14 protein-coding genes are annotated in these 13804 nt (G+C 65.1%); 5 read left to right on the forward strand and 9 right to left on the reverse strand.

What is annotated here, in order from left to right; translation table 11 throughout:
- Positions 1-8 precede the first annotated feature (8 nt).
- From X268_RS13370 to X268_RS13380, 3 genes are read right to left on the reverse strand one after another with little or no spacing between them, the layout of a single operon-like run.
- On the reverse strand, positions 9-1124 hold the full coding sequence (locus tag X268_RS13370) for an HD-GYP domain-containing protein (protein ID WP_128925388.1): 1116 nt from the start codon (positions 1122-1124) through the stop codon (positions 9-11).
- Between the two features lie 49 nt (positions 1125-1173).
- A complete protein-coding gene (locus tag X268_RS13375; RefSeq protein WP_128925389.1) occupies positions 1174-1506 on the reverse strand; it encodes a PilZ domain-containing protein in 333 nt (110 codons plus the stop codon).
- Complete coding sequence (locus X268_RS13380) at positions 1503-2612, reverse strand: DUF2336 domain-containing protein (RefSeq protein WP_128929246.1); 1110 nt, start codon at positions 2610-2612, stop codon at positions 1503-1505. The genes X268_RS13375 and X268_RS13380 overlap by 4 nt, the downstream gene beginning before the upstream one ends.
- A gap of 300 nt (positions 2613-2912) precedes the next feature.
- Here X268_RS13380 and X268_RS13385 point away from each other — a divergent pair, with 300 nt between their 5' ends.
- Together X268_RS13385 and X268_RS13390 are read left to right on the forward strand one after the other, a co-directional pair.
- Positions 2913-3860: an AraC family transcriptional regulator gene (locus X268_RS13385; RefSeq protein ID WP_128925390.1), complete on the forward strand. Its 948-nt coding sequence runs from the start codon at positions 2913-2915 to the stop codon at positions 3858-3860.
- A gap of 50 nt (positions 3861-3910) precedes the next feature.
- Positions 3911-4501, forward strand: coding sequence for an NADPH-dependent FMN reductase (locus tag X268_RS13390; RefSeq protein WP_128925391.1), 591 nt, complete (start codon positions 3911-3913; stop codon positions 4499-4501).
- 42 nt (positions 4502-4543) lie between these two features.
- Here the strand turns inward: X268_RS13390 and X268_RS13395 are convergent, their stop codons facing one another.
- Complete coding sequence (locus X268_RS13395) at positions 4544-6625, reverse strand: methyl-accepting chemotaxis protein (RefSeq protein WP_128925392.1); 2082 nt, start codon at positions 6623-6625, stop codon at positions 4544-4546.
- Positions 6626-6815: 190 nt separating this feature from the next.
- Positions 6816-7256 (reverse strand): DUF1810 domain-containing protein, encoded by a 441-nt coding sequence (locus X268_RS13400; protein ID WP_128925393.1) that lies wholly within the window; start codon positions 7254-7256, stop codon positions 6816-6818.
- A 190-nt stretch (positions 7257-7446) separates the two neighbouring features.
- Here X268_RS13400 and X268_RS13405 point away from each other — a divergent pair, with 190 nt between their 5' ends.
- From X268_RS13405 to X268_RS13415, 3 genes are all read left to right on the forward strand, one after another.
- On the forward strand, positions 7447-8406 hold the full coding sequence (locus X268_RS13405; protein WP_128929247.1) for a DUF2778 domain-containing protein: 960 nt from the start codon (positions 7447-7449) through the stop codon (positions 8404-8406).
- Positions 8407-8473: 67 nt separating this feature from the next.
- On the forward strand, positions 8474-8731 hold the full coding sequence (locus X268_RS13410) for a hypothetical protein (protein ID WP_128925394.1): 258 nt from the start codon (positions 8474-8476) through the stop codon (positions 8729-8731).
- Positions 8732-8859: 128 nt separating this feature from the next.
- A complete protein-coding gene (locus X268_RS13415) occupies positions 8860-9951 on the forward strand; it encodes a TRAP transporter substrate-binding protein (protein ID WP_128925395.1) in 1092 nt (363 codons plus the stop codon).
- A gap of 169 nt (positions 9952-10120) precedes the next feature.
- Here the strand turns inward: X268_RS13415 and X268_RS13420 are convergent, their stop codons facing one another.
- Genes X268_RS13420 through X268_RS13435 form a run of 4 tightly spaced genes read right to left on the reverse strand, consistent with a single transcriptional unit; the run spans position 10121 to position 13798 of the window.
- The gene (locus X268_RS13420) at positions 10121-10903 is read right to left on the reverse strand and encodes an ABC transporter ATP-binding protein (protein ID WP_128925396.1); all 783 of its coding nucleotides are present in this window, start codon (positions 10901-10903) and stop codon (positions 10121-10123) included.
- Complete coding sequence (locus X268_RS13425) at positions 10891-11946, reverse strand: dihydrodipicolinate synthase family protein (protein WP_128925397.1); 1056 nt, start codon at positions 11944-11946, stop codon at positions 10891-10893. The genes X268_RS13420 and X268_RS13425 overlap by 13 nt, the downstream gene beginning before the upstream one ends.
- A 6-nt stretch (positions 11947-11952) precedes the next feature.
- Positions 11953-12774 carry a GNAT family N-acetyltransferase gene (locus X268_RS13430; RefSeq protein WP_128925398.1) on the reverse strand — a complete coding sequence of 274 codons (822 nt, stop codon included), beginning with the start codon at positions 12772-12774 and terminating at the stop codon, positions 11953-11955.
- Positions 12761-13798 carry an NAD-dependent epimerase/dehydratase family protein gene (locus X268_RS13435; RefSeq protein ID WP_128925399.1) on the reverse strand — a complete coding sequence of 346 codons (1038 nt, stop codon included), beginning with the start codon at positions 13796-13798 and terminating at the stop codon, positions 12761-12763. Before X268_RS13435 ends, X268_RS13430 begins: the two co-directional genes overlap by 14 nt.
- Positions 13799-13804: the final 6 nt, after the last annotated feature.

Below are 13804 nucleotides of genomic sequence, written 5' to 3' on the forward strand. Positions count from 1 at the left end.
TATTGCGCTCACCGCGTGAGCGCAACCTGCTTGAATGAATGGACCAGAGCCTTTTCCAGCTTCCCATTCATCCCGCACAAGACGTTGTAGGCCTCCGCGCGCGGCATGGTCGGCTTGTAGTGCCGGTGCTCGATCAGCGCCGCGAAGATGTCCGAGATGGTCAGAATCCGCACGATGTCGCCGATACTCTCGGCGCAGAGCGCATCGGGATAGCCGCTGCCGTCGAGGTACTCGTGATGATGGCGAACGGCATCGAGAATTTCCGGTGAAATCTTGTCGTGCCCCTTCAGAAACGCGTAGCCTACGACCGGATGGGTCTCGATCAGGGCCCGTTCCTCCGCATCGAGGCGGTCCGGCTTGTCGAGAATGGCGAGCGGGATCTGCGCCTTGCCGATGTCGTGGAACATGGCTGCCGAGTAGAGGCGCTCCAGATCGGCCCGACCGACACCGAGGCTCAGGCCGAAGTCGATGGCGACCCCGGTCACGAGCAGGCAGTGCTGGTAGGTTCCCTCGTGGTGTCGCCGTACCGTCGTCAGCCATTCCGAAAGGCCTCGCTCGGTGATGCGATCGGCAATCTGGCGGCCGGCCTCCTTGGTGCCGTCGACGTCGAGGGGCTGGTCAAGGGTGACCGCCGTGAACATCGAGGCGATCGCGGTTGCCGCCGCCTCGACCGCGGTATCGGACTGGGCGGTCTCGCTCGATGAGAGAGATGGATTCGCCGGATCGGACAGGGCCGCCAGCAGTCTGGGTCGGTTGACCGGACCGGGCAGGACGAGCGTCGCCCCGAGCGCGTAGGCTTGCGAGATACCGACGTGAGAGCTGTGCTCGAGGAGAAATATCCGCTTTTTCGCCTTGGCGAGCTTGCCAGCCCGCTTCTTGATGGCCGCGATATTGTCGATGTCGCGCAGATCCGCACGGATGACGATGGCGGAAGGCACCTGCGAGAGCTTGGCTTCGGCGTCCAGCCGTTCGCCCGCGACGGCGAAACGCTCCTCGAGCATCGCGCAGACGCCCGCCAGCTTCTCGGATCTGTCGGCCAGCACGTGCACGAACGGGCGGGCCGCTTCCTTCTCGCGGACGCCGTCTCTGTCAGCGGGGCTGAGGATGGTTCGCGCGTTCTGCACGGTTTAGACCTGGACTGTCGCGGATTGCAATGCGGGTTGAATTCTCTGCCTATTTGCTCCGCACCATGGTCTGCGGAGCGGCCGACGGTGCGCTGGCCTGTTTCTTCTTGCCGTCCGCAGTCACGAAGTGAATGCCGGCTGTGGTGCCGTCGATCCAGACCAGCTCGCAGCGCCGGTAGGCGAGCCCGGTCGATGACAGCCGCATGAAGAACTCCTTGGCCTGCAGGACGTCCAGCGTGCCCTCGACCTCGACCTTCGCGCCTGTCTGCGACACGTCGAGCAGAACGCAGCTGCGCCTCCAGGTGCCGTCGGAGCCCATCAGATTGATCGGCTGCCTGTGGTCCATCCGTACGCGCGCTGCCTTGCGGCCGTCGAATTTCATCGGCTAACCCCCGCTCTTGCGCCATGTTTTCCGCAACCATTGCCCTGGGCATTGGCGGCGATTTCCCCCCATCGCACCGTCCACTGGCTGGTCGACAGAAGCAGTGTCTCGAACAGGTGTTGCGCGCGCTCGCGCTCGGCAAAGGAAAGCCTGGTGCCGCTGCGGTTGCTCAGGATCGCAAGCGTGGTCTGCCAGTTCAGCCGCGAAGCCCGGCAGGCCATGACGAGACCCTCGCAATCGTCGTCGGTCATGACGTGCTCGACAATCTCGATGGGAGTCCCCGAAAGCACTGACAAGGCGGTGAATAGATTGGCCGTCTCGCCGCGGATCGCGAAGCGGTTCACCGTGGAATCGTTGAGCTTGCCGATGCGGTTGAGCGCGACGATCTCCGGCCGCGCGCTGGAATAGGCGGCCGCGCTGGGCAGCTTGGGCACAGTCGGTGTCGGCGCTTGAGGAGGCGAGACGGAGGGAGCCCTCGGCTCCGCGCGAACGTTGGGGCTCGGTGAGGCCGATAGCAACTTCCGCACAACCGCATCGGGCGTGCCCGGTCGGAGCGCCAGAGCCTTCGTGAGCTCGTCATCGCTCACGCACTTTTCAATGATTGCGGCGTAGGCGGCATCGGAGAGCCGTGCCCCTGCATTGCTGATCAGCGCAAGGTGGACGGCGCGGCCGCCGCGCCCGATGAGCGCCTCGGTCAATGGCGGCTCGATGAATGCGCGGGCGGCGATCGCGAGTTGCTGCCGTTCACCGCTCGAAATCGCGATCGTTTCGAGCTCGGACGTGGACAGCGCCTGCGAGTTGCGCAGAACGGGGCAGGCCACGTCGGGATCGTCGTGTGAGGCAAGTCGTCGCGAGGTCTGCGGCGGAGCCACCTTGAGCTCGGCAAGCGCCACGCCGAGACGAACCAATGCGCGGGCCTCGACCCGCTCCGTCAATCGCAGCAGGACGCCGTCGACCACATTGGCAAGCAATTCCTGAGACCGGTCGCAGCTCCCAGTGAGCAACTGCAAAATGCCTTCGAGGATACGGGCGCAACGGTCCAGCGGACACGTTGCGACCGCATTTTCCAACTCGACCAAAATATCGGCAGGCGAATTTGCCATCATGGCAGGAGCCTGAAAATGAAATAACTTGACGATCCAACAGGCTCTATTGCAGCCTAAGGGCGTTAATTTGAATTTTAGATCACGAGTATTCGGGTGCGCCGCAGCGCCGAATTCCCGAAAAACGCTATCGAAATTCGGCGAGATCTGACGTCTCGGCTTGTCCTTGCCATCGTGCCTTCGCCAACTGGCCAAGACACGTTAAGATTGATTCTCTCGGTCTAACGCCACAGGCGAAGGGGAAAGGGGACCCGGCACCGCCGCCGGACGCGCGTCAATTGCGGCGCAGCGTTTCGTACCGCCATGAACAGCATTGATGACGTGCCCGGGTTGGCACCCAGAATATTTCGCTTTTCAGACGTCGATGAATTTCGGTATGCCATCCGCGGCCTGGACTTAGAATTCACGCCTTTCGTGCGGACGATTTCGGCCGAGCAGATCATTCTGTCGTTGCCCGGCTGCGACGTGAATCTGACGACCGCGTTTCCGCGCGTGGTCGACGCGCAGCTCGTTGAGAATTGCACGGCGGTCGGGTTCAACATGGACGACCTTGATGTGCCGATACGCTTCAACGGCTCGCAGCGTGCGCGTCCGGCCATCGTCATCGGCAGCGGCGGCGCGGCCTACACCATCATCGAGGAGGTGCAGCGGCAGATCGCTTCGGTGGTGTTCAGGCCGGAGGTGACGGATCGCGGCTGGCCAAGAGCTTCCCAGAGCTTCAAGATCTTCGAAACCAGCGCGGCCGGCCTGGACAGGTTGCGCCGTGTGGTGCGTGAGGTCATGGCCGCGGCTTCAGAGCCGGTCGAGGCGGCGGATCTCCCCCTCAAGGCGAGAGCAATGAAGGAATCTCTGCTCGCAGCCGTCGACCACGCGCTGGAGGACGTCGTTTCGGTCCGCTGGACCCTGCGTCCCAATGACGAGCGAAACTTCAGGATATTCCGGGAGATCAGCGCGCTTCTAGCCGATGATCTCTCGCAGCCGATCTACAGCGATGAGATTGCGCGCAAGCTCGGGCTGTCCGTCCGCACCATGCACGACATCGTCCGCCGCTATCGCGGCATGAGCTTGCATCGTTATTTGCGCCTGCGCCGGTTGTGGCTGGTGCGCCGGCGGCTGCTCGCCGGCGCCGACAGCGTCAAGGCCGTGGCACTCGCCTTCGGCTTCTGGCATCTCAGCGATTTCTCCCGAAGTTACCGCGACCAGTTCGGTGAGACGCCGTCGCAAACTCTGGAGCGCGGGCGCGGGCGATAGTCTGACAAATCGCGTAGAGCCGGCCGCCGGTTTCGTGCTACCGTCAGGCCATGAGCAACCGCATTCTCGTCCTCTACGGTTCTTACCGTTCCGACCGCATGGGCATCCGCCTTGCGAATTTCGTCATCAACCGGCTGCGTGGCCGCGGCGATGACGTCACCTTCATCGACGCCAAGGCGATCGGCCTGCCGATGCTCGACCGCATGTACAAGGAGTATCCGAAGGGCTCGGCGCCGGAAGCGCTGGAGACGCTGGCCGGGCAGATCCGCGGCGCCGACGGTTTCGTCTTTGTCACCGGCGAATACAATTGGGGCATCCAGCCCGGCCTGAAGAATCTCACCGACCACTTCCTCGAAGAGTGGTTCTGGCGCCCGGCGGCGATCGTGAGCTATTCGGCCGGCCGCCTGTCCGGCGCGCGCGCCGCGACCGCCTGGCACGGCACCCTGTCTGAAATGGGCATGGTGGTGGTGTCGAGCACCATCGGCGTCGGTCCGATCGCGCAGACGCTGTCGGCCGAGGGCGAGCCGATCGGCGAGGGCGGCAACGCCTTGGAGCGCTCGTTCCCGCGCTTTGCCGACGATCTCACCTGGTGGATGGAGGCGGCGAAAGCGCAACGGGCGCGCAAGGCGCCGCCATATTGACGTCGCGTAGCCCGATCGAGCCAACGGGCAACGAATGCACGTTTAAGCCGCCCTGACCTCGCCGAGGAAGCGGTCGAACTGTCCGGCGAGGTCGCGCGACTGGGTCGAGAGCTGCTCGGCGGCGCCGAGCACTTCCCGTGCGGCAGCTCCGGTGTCGTCGGCGGCGCGCTGCACGCCGGAAATGTTGGTGTTGACCTCCTGGGTGCCGCGAGCGGCCTCCTGGACGCTGCGGGCGATCTCCTTGGTGGCCGAGCCCTGTTCCTCGATCGCGGCGGCAATCGCGGTGCCGATCTGGTCGATCTCGCCGATGACGTCGGCAACGTTGCGAATCGCGGCCACGGTCTCGTCGCTCGCGGTCTGGATCGCCGTGATCTGCTCGGAGATTTCGGTGGTCGCCTTGGCGGTCTGGCCCGCCAGCGACTTCACCTCGGACGCGACCACGGCAAAGCCGCGGCCGGCATCGCCGGCGCGGGCGGCCTCGATGGTCGCGTTCAGCGCCAGCAGGTTGGTCTGCTCGGCGATGCTCTGGATCAGCGTGACGACGTCGCCGATCTTCTGCGCGCCCTCAGCGAGCGCACGGGCGGTGTCGCCGGTGCGGCGGGCGTTGTCGACTGCGCGAGCCGCGATCTCGGTGCTTTGCGCGACCTGGCGCCCGATCTCCGTGATCGAGGAGGTCAGCTCTTCGGTGGCGCTGGCGACGGTCTGCACATTGGTCGAGGTCTGCTCGGAGGCGGCGGCGACGATCGCGGCCTGGCTGTTGGTCTGCGCCGCTGTCGAGGTCATCGACTGTGCGGTGCTTTCCATGATCGAGGATGCCTTGGACAGGCCGCCGACCAGCTCGGTGACCTTCGCCTCGAACGCGCGGGTGAGCTCGTCGAGCGCCTGGGCGCGGCGCATCTTGCCGTCGTTCTCGGCCTGCTTCTCGGCCGCGAGCCGATCGGCCCGGATCATGTTGTCCTTGAAGACCTGAACGGCTGCAGCCATCGCTCCGATCTCGTCGGAGCGCTCGGCGCCCGGAATGCTGTCCGCAACCTCCCCCTCGGCGAGCCGCGACATCCGCGTCGTCAGGTTGACGATCGGGGCGCAGACGCGGCGGCGAACCATCACGATGAGACCGGCGCTCGCGACCACCACTGCGGCAAGGCCTGCAAGCGCGATGATGAAGCTGGTGCGGGCGGCGGAGGAAGCCCCGGCAAGGATCTGCTCGGCATTGTCATAGAACGCGTCGCGCACCTCGATGATGGTGCCGAGCCCGCGCTGCGTGGCGGCGTAATAGGTCTCCATGTCGTGCTCGTACTTGCCGCTGACCGCACCGTCCTTGACGAGCTTGAGCTCGCGGCCGAATTCCTCGATATAGATCGAATTGAACTTATCGAGCGCAGCGGCGACGTTCGCCGGAGTTGCCGGATTGCCGCGTAATTCCAGCAGCGCCATCACGAGCTGGTCGTTGCGGCCCTGCGAGCGGCTGATGTCGGCCTTCTCGGCGTCGGTCGCGGGCTTCTTGCCGCCGACCAGATTCTTGTGCAGGCTCGAATTGAAGCCGCCGACGTCACGCAATGTCATGGCGGTGTTGGCGTAGCTCGCTTGCCGGTAGGCGTCGCCGTTGAGGATCGCCATGCGGCGGACCTGCTCGTTGAGCAGCGCAGTCACACCGCCGTTGAGCACGGCATTGTCGGCGACGATCTTCTTGGCGGCGTCCTTGCGCGCCTCGGCCGGCCCGGCCAGCGCCTTGTCGATGGCATCGCGTAAGCCGGTGAACTTGGCATTGATGCCGTCGATGTTGCTGCCGATGGTGGTGCCGTCGTCGAACGAGCCGGGCAATTCCTTGCGCAGCGCGTTCATCTTGTCGCGGGCCCCGTCGGTCTGCCTGCGCAGCTTGTCCTGCTCGGCGAGCTGTGCGGGATCGATGGTTGCAGGTCCGTAGAGGATGTTGGTGGAGAAGCCGCGCTCGGGATTGAGGTAGCGCGGGATGTCGCTGACGGCGCGGACGATGGCGAGCCGGCCCTCCGCTTCGGTGATCCGCTCCATCGTCTGGTACTTGGTCGCGGCGACGTAGACGGCGAGGCCGCCGCCCACGGTCGACAACGAGACGATGGCGGTGGTCAGGAGCGTACCGATTTTCATGGTGTGTCCGGCAATTGCGCAGGTGGAATTATTTTGCGCAGACGATAAAAGGCCCGTCTTAATCCCGGGTTTACGCTATTCGTCCGCAGCCTAAGCGCGATGCGATTGGCATGAATCGTCATCGCGCCTTAGGTTGTTGTTTGTGCATGATCTTTCCGGAAAACCGCTGCGCACTTTTCCGGATCATGCTTTAGCCGGATACCCGGTCGAGCCTGGCAAGAATTTCCAGGGTCGCAGCATCGCGCTCCCCGGCGAAATATCGGGCGAGCGCCTCGCCGAAGACGGGCTCAGCGGACACCGCGCCGAACAGGGTCATCGACGAGCGGAATTTGGCATCATCCGGCGCGCCGAGAATCGCGTTGATGCTCCGTCCCTGAATGGCGAGCACGAGCCTGGTGCATTCGATCAGGCGCCTCCCGAGCACGGCATGGGCGAGATAGGCCTCGGCCTCGGCGCGGGAGCCGATGGCGTAGCGCTGCGACATGGCACTGAAGCCGAGGCCTGCGACCTGCGGGAAAATGAACCACATCCAGTGTGTCTGCTTCCGGCCCCGGGCCAGCTCGGCCTCGACGGCGCGAAAAACGGGGTTTTGGGCCCGGACGAAGCGCTCCAGGTCGAAAGGATCGGTCATCGGACACCCAAGATCTGCCTAAACGGCCGCGATTATGCCTAACTTTTGGCTCCCAATGTGGTAGCTGGTATAGAGTCTCCGGGCGGGGGTTGGGCCCCCCGGGGGTCGTTTTGGGGATCTGATGGTTTCCGACGCAACACACGCCGAGAGGCTGTTGTCGCGCCGCCGTATTGGGCGGGCCGAGCACGTTATGCTGTCGCTGGCTGCGGTCGCACTGGCACTGGGCGCCGCCGCCTGGGTTTCGGACCTCGGGACCTCGAATTTCGGCGAATCGACGCCGCTGATCTCTGCCGCGTTGCCGCCGGCCAATGCTCCTTCCTTTGAAGACCGTTTCGCTTCGGCGTCCGGGACGTCGTCCGCCCTCGGCCTGCGGCCGCTGGAGCGTTCCGCCCTGAATGCGGCCCAGCTCAAGCTTCGCGACGCCAAGGCGATGCTGGCCCAGAAGCTCCAGGGCGACGACTGGCGTTCGACCTTGACCGACGACGACCGCTCCGTGACCGAGGAGGCGAGGCCCTCGCAGCGCGCCGATGCCATCCCGATGCCGCGCTCGCGCCCTGTGCAGGCGGACTTCTCCGCCCAGATCGCCTCCAGCCAGGCCTATGCCGACACCGGTCCCAGGGCCGACAACCGCAATTTCTTCGAGAAATTCACCGACAAGATCAGGCTGGCCTCGCTGACCCCCGGCGATGGCCTGTTCAGCAAGGCACCGGATCTCGGCGCCCTCGGCTATGATTCGCGCACGGCGGTCTACGACATCAAGGCCAAGGCGCTCTACCTGCCGAGCGGCATCGCGCTGGAAGCCCATTCGGGCATGGGCGCGCTGATGGACGATCCTGATCATGTCGATCAGCGGATGGTGGGTGCGACCCCGCCCGCGATCTACGACCTGAAGCCGCGCGAAAAGCTGTTCCACGGCGTCCGCGCGCTGCGCTTGACGCCGACCGAGGGTACCAGCGCGCTCGGCCGCGTCGGCCTGTTGACCCACAGCTACATGCTGGGCCCGCGCGGCGATTCCAACGGCTGCGTCTCGATCAAGGACTATGAACGTTTCCTCAAGGCTTACGACAATGGCGAGTTCAACCGCCTTGTCGTGGTGCCGAGCCTGAGCGGGGCGGCGACCGCCTCGCAGCGCGCGAGCACCGACTCCTGATCGTCGCCTGCTCCGGCCGGGGCTGCCGTTTCCCCTTCGTTAAGCCGTCATCGTCCAGAAGCAGCCCATGAGTGATCCATCAAGCTCCGACACCCCGCTGCGTACGACGTTCAAGATCAAGTTGAACGGTGACACGCTGGCGATCGCGACGGTCGGCCAGGCCTATCAATTCCTCACCAACTTCAAGTCGGTCGAGTGGATGGAATTCCGGTCCCTGCATGAGGACGCCGTTGCAGCTCTGGAAGGCGCTGCCGGTAACGCGATGCTGGCGGTTCAGGCCACCAACGCCGTGCGCGCGCTGTTCGTCAGCGCGAAGCTGCTCTGAAGCGGGCTCCCGGCGACCGGCCGTTCTGTCGCATCTTGAACTCTGCTTTCGGAACGGGCAAACGGTCCGCGAAGATCGTCGCCGCAAAACTCATATGTTTGAAAACTGAATTCACGGGAGAGCCCATCATGAAACGCCGTACATTCCTTGGGGGTGGCGCAGTCGCCGGCGCTGCCACGCTGGTTGCTGCACCTGCGATCGCGCAGAGCGCGCCCGAGATCAAATGGCGCCTGACCTCGAGCTTCCCGAAATCGCTCGACACCATCTACGGCACGGCGCAGACCTTCGCGAAATATGTTGCGGAGGCCACCGACAACAAATTCCAGATCCAGACCTTTGCCGCCGGCGAGATCGTTCCGGGCCTGCAGGCGCTCGACGCCGTCAGCACCGCCTCGGTGGAGATGGCGCAGACCCCGCTCTATTTCTACATCGGCAAGGAGCCGGCGCTGGCCTACGCCACCGGCGCGCCCTTCGGCATGAACCACCGCCATCAGGAATCGTGGTGGCACTTCGGCGGCGGCGCCGATCTCACCAACGAGGCGCTCAAGCCGTTCAAGGCGCATGCGATCCTCTGTGGCAATTCCGGCACCCAGATGGGCGGCTGGTTCCGCAAGGAGATCAAGACCGTCGACGACCTCAAGGGCCTCAAATTCCGCATCGCCGGCATGGGCGGCCACGTGCTGGCAAGGCTCGGCGTCGTGCCGCAGCAGATCGCGGGCGGTGACATCTATCCGGCGCTGGAGAAGGGCACGATCGACGCGGTCGAGTTCGTCGGCCCCTATGACGACGAGAAGCTCGGCTTCCAGAAGGTCGCCAAATATTATTACTTCCCGGGATGGTGGGAAGGCGGCGCCATGCTGCACATGATCGTCAATGACGAGAAATGGGCTTCGCTGCCCAAGCAGTACCAGGCGATCGTCAACCAGGCGGGCGCGACGGCCGGCGCCTGGATGCTGGAGAAGTACGACAGCGTGAATCCGGCGGCGCTGAAGCGGCTGATCGCCAATGGTGCCGAGCTGAAGGCGTTCCCGCAACCGGTGCTGGAGGCCTGCTACAACGCGACCCAGGATCATCTGAACGAGCTCGCCGCCAAAAGCGACCTGTTCAAGCGGACCAAGGAAAGCCACGACGCGTATATGAAAGAACTGCTGTTCTATACGCAGATCGCTGAGAATTTCTACGACAACTATTTGCTCAGCAAGGCGCGCAACAGGAGTTGAGCGCGGCAGGCGTGGTCGTTGGGACGTGCCCTGGAAACTCGTCATTCCGGGACGCGCCTCTTGGCGCGAACCCGGAATCCATTTCACCGCGTGTCCTGCTGCCCGATGGATTCCGGGCTCGCGACTGCGTCGTGCCCCGGAATGACGGCAGAGGGGGAATCGCGGCGTCTTACGCCGCTCCCAGACCCAGCTTGGCGTAGATCCTTCGCGCATAGGCGCCGAATGCATCCGTCGTCTTCAGCGGCAGGTCACGCGGGAAGGGCAGGTCGATCGGAAAATAGTCGGCCATCTTCGCAGGTCCCGCCGTCAGCACGGCGCAATGTGAGGACAGGAACACGGCTTCCTGGATCGAGTGGGTGACGAAGATGATGGTCTTGCCGCTCTCCCGCCAGATCCGCAGCATCTCCAGATTCATCTGCTCGCGCGTCAGTGCGTCCAGCGCGCCGAACGGCTCGTCCATCAGGATCAGCTTTGGATCGTGAACGAAGGCGCGCGCGATTGCGGTGCGCTGCTGCATGCCGCCGGAGAGCTGTTGCGGATATTTCTGCTCGAAGCCGGCGAGCCCGACCAGGTTGAGCAGGTCGCGCGCCCGTTCGCGCGCGGCCTTGATCGGCAGGCCGACGATCTCGGCGGGCAGCAGCACGTTGTCCAGGATCGTGCGCCATTTCAAGAGCAGCGCCTGCTGGAACACCATGCCGATGTCGCGGGTCGGATCGAACGGGCTGTTGGCATTGCCGATCCTCACGGTGCCGCCATCGGCGCCGTGCAGCCCGGCCAGAATCTTCATCACCGTCGTCTTGCCACATCCGGACGGGCCGACCAGCGAGACCAGCTCACCTTCCTGCACCTCCATCGTGACGTCGGAGACCGCCAGGAATTCGGTGCCGCCGCTGCGATAGACCTTGCGGACGCCCTGCAGGCTGATGAAGGGGGCAGAGCTCATGCCAGCCATTTGTTCAGGTTGGCGGCGACGAAGGCATCGTCGCTGAGGTCGGCGTGCTCGCGCGTGACGCGGTCGATCTCCTCTTTCTGGCCGGGGCTGAGGCCTTCGTCCGGATCGAGGCACCACAAGCCTTTCATCAGGCCCTGGCGCCGCAAGATCTCGTGGCAGCCGGCGATGCAGCCGTGAAAATTGTTGGCGACATCGAAGAAGGCGCTGTTGCAATCGGTGACGCGGGCATCGAGCGCGAGCAGGTCGGCCGGCACGCTGTCCTTGTGCCGTGCCGCCTTGCAGCGCTCGAACTGCTTGATCGCGCTCGCCGTCCATACCGACCAGTGGCCGAGCAGGCCGCCCTTGAAGTAGGTGCGGGTCGTGACGCCGTTGTCGCACAGATCGAAGGGCAGGGTGAGATCGAGCAGGATGTGGTCGTCATTGCCGGTGTAGAGCGCGACGCGGTCGAGCGCGCCTGCGGCTGCGACGCCGCGCAGCACGTCGAGCGTCCGATAGCGGTTGAACGGCGCAATCTTGATCGCGATCACATTGTCGATCGAGGCGAAGCGCTGCCAGAAGCGGCTCGACAGCACGACGCCGCCGACCGCCGGCTGGAGATAGAAGCCGACCAGCGGGATTTCGGCCGCGACCGAGGTGCAGTGGGCGATGATCTCGTCCTCGGAGGCGCTCTTCATCGCGGCGAGGCTGAGCAGCCCGGCGTGATAGCCGATGTCGCGTGCGGTGCGGGCTTCGGTGACCGCCTGCGTCGTCGGACCTGCAAGGCCCGCGACCATCGCCAGCGGACGCTTGGTCCAGTTGGCCGCGGTCTCGGCGGCGAGCTCGAGCACGGGGCGGTAGAGGCCGACATCGCGGATCGCGAACTGGGTGGTGTGCACGCCGACCGCAAGGCCGCCCGAACCTGCTTCGATGTAATAGCGCGTCAGCGCGCGCTGATGAATCTTGTCGAGCTGGCGCTCGGCGGTGAGCGCGAGGGGGTGCGCCGGCAGCACGGTGCCGTCGGCGATCAGCTTGCGGACGTCGCTGTTGATCTGGCTGTGGTGCATGATGTCCTATCCGAATTCGGGGCCGGCGACGGCGAATGGCATGTCTTCGGCGGTGACGGTGGCGCGGCCGAAGCGCATGCGCTGAAACGGCCGCTCGATGGTCCAGCCGGAGGCGGTCAAGCCTTCCAGGAACGCTGATTGCGACGCGACGGCGTCGAGCAGCAGCGCGCCGGTCTCGGAGCGTATGATCGCGTCGACCACAGCCAGAGCTGCTGCCGCATCGTCGGCCAATAGCGGGCCGATGTGGCGGGCGGTCCGGCCGTCGCGCACCAGCGCGATGGCGCCGCTCGTGGTGACGATACGCGAGCCGGAGCGTTGTACCAAGGCGGACAGGAGCGCGGTTCGGTCGAACCCGGTGGCCCGCCGGTCCCGCGCACTGAGCGCATCGAGCGTTGCGGAGGACGATGGCGGAGCGTCGGCGCGCGCAGGCTTCACCAGCTTCAGGCGGCGCAATTGCAGCGTCGGCGTGAACCCGAGCGGTCCGTAGACGGCAGCGCCGTCGGGCGTGGCATCGAGCCAGCTCGTCAGGCCGTTCTTTCGGGCGGTTTCCAGGCAGGCATCGACGAGACGGGTGGCAAGGCCGCGGCGGCGATGCGTGGCCGAGACCAGCACCATGCTGATCCAGGCGTTGTTGCCGGAATAGGGCAGCAGTGCCGCGGTCGCGACCAGTCGCGTGCCGTCACGGATGCCGAACACGATGCCTTCGCGCAGGAAGATGCGCCAGTCCTCCTCGGTCTGGTTCCAGTGCGCTTCGGTCGAGAGCGCCAGCCCCGCGACCGCGTCCTGCACGCCGAGCGTGAAGACGGGCGGACCGTCAGTAGCGTCCATCGCGCACCTCGTATTTGGTGGGCTTGCCGAGGCTCGGCATGGCGCGCGCGACCCAATCCGCGGTCCAGGCGATCAACTGCTCGGTGTCGACCACGGGAAGGCCGAACAGCTCGATTGCCTTTGACGTGTCGGTCAGCCATGCCGTCGGCTCTTCCTTGCCGGTCAGCACCGGCGCACGGCCGAACCTTGCGCCGAACTTCTGGGCAAGGTCGCGCACGGCGAGGATCTCGTGGCCGCTGACATTGATCGGCGATGTCGGGGTGGTGCAGTGGGCGAGGCAGCGCAGCGCCTGCGCAGAGGCATCGCCCTGCCAGATGAAATTGACATGGCCGAGGCTGACGTCGATCGGCGTGCCCGAGAGCACTTTCGCCGCGATGTCGTGCAGCACGCCGTAGCGCATGTCGATCGCATAATTGAGACGGAACAGGCGCCCCGGCGTTGCAAACTTGCGCGAGAAATACTCGAACATCCGCTCGCGACCGACGCAGGATTGCGCGTATTCGCCCGGCGGGTTCGGCGCCATGTCTTCGGTCGAGCCTTTGCCGTCGACGGGCACGAACGGATAGATGCAGCCGGTCGAGAACGCCACGATGCGCGAGGACGGGAAGGCCTGTGCCACCAGGGCGGGCACGTGCGCGTTCATCGCCCAGGTCAGCGACAGATCGCCCTCGGCGCCGAACTTGCGGCCGGCCATGAAGACGATGTTCGGTGCCTTCGGCAGCGCTGCGATCGACTTCTCGTCCATCAGGTCGCAGCTGATGGTCTCGACCCCGCGCGGGTGCAGCCAGTCCTTCACGCTGGCGTCGCTGAAGCGGGCGACACCGATGATCCGGCGATCGGGCGCGGCGGCCTTGGCAAGCCCGGCCAGCGTCGGGCCCATCTTGCCGGCGACGCCGAGGATCATGATGTCGCCCTCGACCTTGGCGAGGTCGTCGATCAGCGCCTGCGTTGGCCGGCACAGGAGATCGTCGAGAGCTGCGACATCGGGGATGGTTTTCGGCAGGTTCTCGCGCGTGAGCAGCATGGTTCT

It is taken from the genome of Bradyrhizobium guangxiense, assembly GCF_004114915.1.
GTDB classification, from domain to species: Bacteria; Pseudomonadota; Alphaproteobacteria; order Rhizobiales; family Xanthobacteraceae; genus Bradyrhizobium; species Bradyrhizobium guangxiense.

Bases quoted from the DNA above. Each gene is read 5' to 3' on its own strand.
- X268_RS13375 (WP_128925389.1), bottom strand. From the start codon at position 1,506: ATGAAATTCGACGGCCGCAAGGCAGCGCGCGTACGGATGGACCACAGG.
- X268_RS13380 (WP_128929246.1), bottom strand. From the start codon at position 2,612: ATGATGGCAAATTCGCCTGCCGATATTTTGGTCGAGTTGGAAAATGCG.
- X268_RS13385 (WP_128925390.1), top strand. From the start codon at position 2,913: ATGAACAGCATTGATGACGTGCCCGGGTTGGCACCCAGAATATTTCGC.
- X268_RS13390 (WP_128925391.1), top strand. From the start codon at position 3,911: ATGAGCAACCGCATTCTCGTCCTCTACGGTTCTTACCGTTCCGACCGC.
- X268_RS13395 (WP_128925392.1), bottom strand. From the start codon at position 6,625: ATGAAAATCGGTACGCTCCTGACCACCGCCATCGTCTCGTTGTCGACC.
- X268_RS13400 (WP_128925393.1), bottom strand. From the start codon at position 7,256: ATGACCGATCCTTTCGACCTGGAGCGCTTCGTCCGGGCCCAAAACCCC.
- X268_RS13405 (WP_128929247.1), top strand. From the start codon at position 7,447: ATGCTGTCGCTGGCTGCGGTCGCACTGGCACTGGGCGCCGCCGCCTGG.
- X268_RS13410 (WP_128925394.1), top strand. From the start codon at position 8,474: ATGAGTGATCCATCAAGCTCCGACACCCCGCTGCGTACGACGTTCAAG.
- X268_RS13415 (WP_128925395.1), top strand. From the start codon at position 8,860: ATGAAACGCCGTACATTCCTTGGGGGTGGCGCAGTCGCCGGCGCTGCC.
- X268_RS13420 (WP_128925396.1), bottom strand. From the start codon at position 10,903: ATGGCTGGCATGAGCTCTGCCCCCTTCATCAGCCTGCAGGGCGTCCGC.
- X268_RS13425 (WP_128925397.1), bottom strand. From the start codon at position 11,946: ATGCACCACAGCCAGATCAACAGCGACGTCCGCAAGCTGATCGCCGAC.
- X268_RS13430 (WP_128925398.1), bottom strand. From the start codon at position 12,774: ATGGACGCTACTGACGGTCCGCCCGTCTTCACGCTCGGCGTGCAGGAC.
- X268_RS13435 (WP_128925399.1), bottom strand. From the start codon at position 13,798: ATGCTGCTCACGCGCGAGAACCTGCCGAAAACCATCCCCGATGTCGCA.